The organism is Hymenobacter caeli, assembly GCF_013294115.1.
Lineage (GTDB): Bacteria > Bacteroidota > Bacteroidia > Cytophagales > Hymenobacteraceae > Hymenobacter > Hymenobacter caeli.
In genome coordinates this window covers 1-1,572 of sequence record NZ_JABSNP010000038.1, presented here as the reverse complement: position 1 = coordinate 1,572, position 1,572 = coordinate 1, and the positions used below count along the sequence as shown (strand labels likewise).

Here is a 1,572-nt window from a genome sequence, read left to right as displayed (position 1 = left end):
AATTGCTCCAGAAAGGAGGTGATCCAGCCGCACCTTCCGGTACGGCTACCTTGTTACGACTTAGCCCTAGTTACCTGTTCTACCCTAACCGGCTTCGTTGCGGAGCACCGGCTTCAGGTCTACCAAACTTCCATGGCTTGACGGGCGGTGTGTACAAGGCCCGGGAACGTATTCACCGCGCCATTGCTGATGCGCGATTACTAGTGATTCCAGCTTCACGGAGTCGAGTTGCAGACTCCGATCCGAACTGAGAACGGCTTTTCGGGATTGGCGCACCATCGCTGGTTGGCAACCCGCTGTACCGCCCATTGTAGCACGTGTGTAGCCCTAGGCGTAAGGGCCATGATGACCTGACGTCGTCCCCGCCTTCCTCACTGCTTGCGCAGGCAGTCTGGCCAGAGTCCCCACCATTACGTGCTGGCAACTGACCATAGGGGTTGCGCTCGTTGCGGGACTTAACCCAACACCTCACGGCACGAGCTGACGACGGCCATGCAGCACCTTGCTTTGCGTCCCGAAGGAAAACGTGGTCTCCCACGCGGTCGCGCGCATTCTAGCCTAGGTAAGGTTCCTCGCGTATCATCGAATTAAACCACATGCTCCACCACTTGTGCGGGCCCCCGTCAATTCCTTTGAGTTTCACCCTTGCGGGCGTACTCCCCAGGTGGGATACTTAACGCTTTCGCTAAGCCACCGACTATCTATCGCCGGCAGCGAGTATCCATCGTTTACGGCGTGGACTACCAGGGTATCTAATCCTGTTCGCTCCCCACGCTTTCGTGCCTCAGCGTCAGTACCAGCCTAGTCAGCTGCCTTCGCAATCGGGGTTCTGGACGGTATCTATGCATTTCACCGCTACACCGCCCATTCCGCCGACCTCGTCTGGACTCAAGCCGCGCAGTTTCCAGGGCAGTTCCGTTGTTGAGCAACGGGCTTTCACCCCAGACTTACGCGGCCGCCTACGCACCCTTTAAACCCAATAAATCCGGACAACGCTCGCACCCTCCGTATTACCGCGGCTGCTGGCACGGAGTTAGCCGGTGCTTATTCTCCCGGTACCGTCAGAGCCCTGCGCACAGGACCGGTTCTTCCCGGAAAAAAGCCGTTTACGACCCAGAAGGCCTTCATCCGGCACGCGGCATGGCTGGGTCAGAATCTCTTCCATTGCCCAATATTCCCTACTGCTGCCTCCCGTAGGAGTCGGGCCCGTATCTCAGTGCCCGTGTGGGGGACCAGCCTCTCAGCTCCCCTAGCCATCGTCGCCTTGGTGGGCCGTTACCCCCCCAACTAGCTAATGGCACGCAGCCCCATCCGAATCCAATAAATCTTTAACTACTGAACGATGCCGCTCTATAGTCTTATGCGGTATTAATCCGCCTTTCGGCGGGCTATCCCCCAGATTCGGGTAGGTTGGCTACGCGTTACGCACCCGTGCGCCACTATCCACATTGCTGTGAACCGTTCGACTTGCATGTATTAGGCCTGCCGCTAGCGTTCATCCTGAGCCAGGATCAAACTCTCCATTGTATAATGTCCTGCACCCTGCCGAAACAGGGCTGATGTCTTGTGCTA

Annotated in this window: 1 rRNA gene; it reads right to left on the bottom strand. The window is 57.5% G+C overall.

From position 1 onward, the window contains the following. Positions 1-11: 11 nt before the first annotated feature. A 16S ribosomal RNA gene (locus HNP98_RS21390) occupies positions 12-1,527 on the bottom strand. Positions 1,528-1,572: the final 45 nt, after the last annotated feature.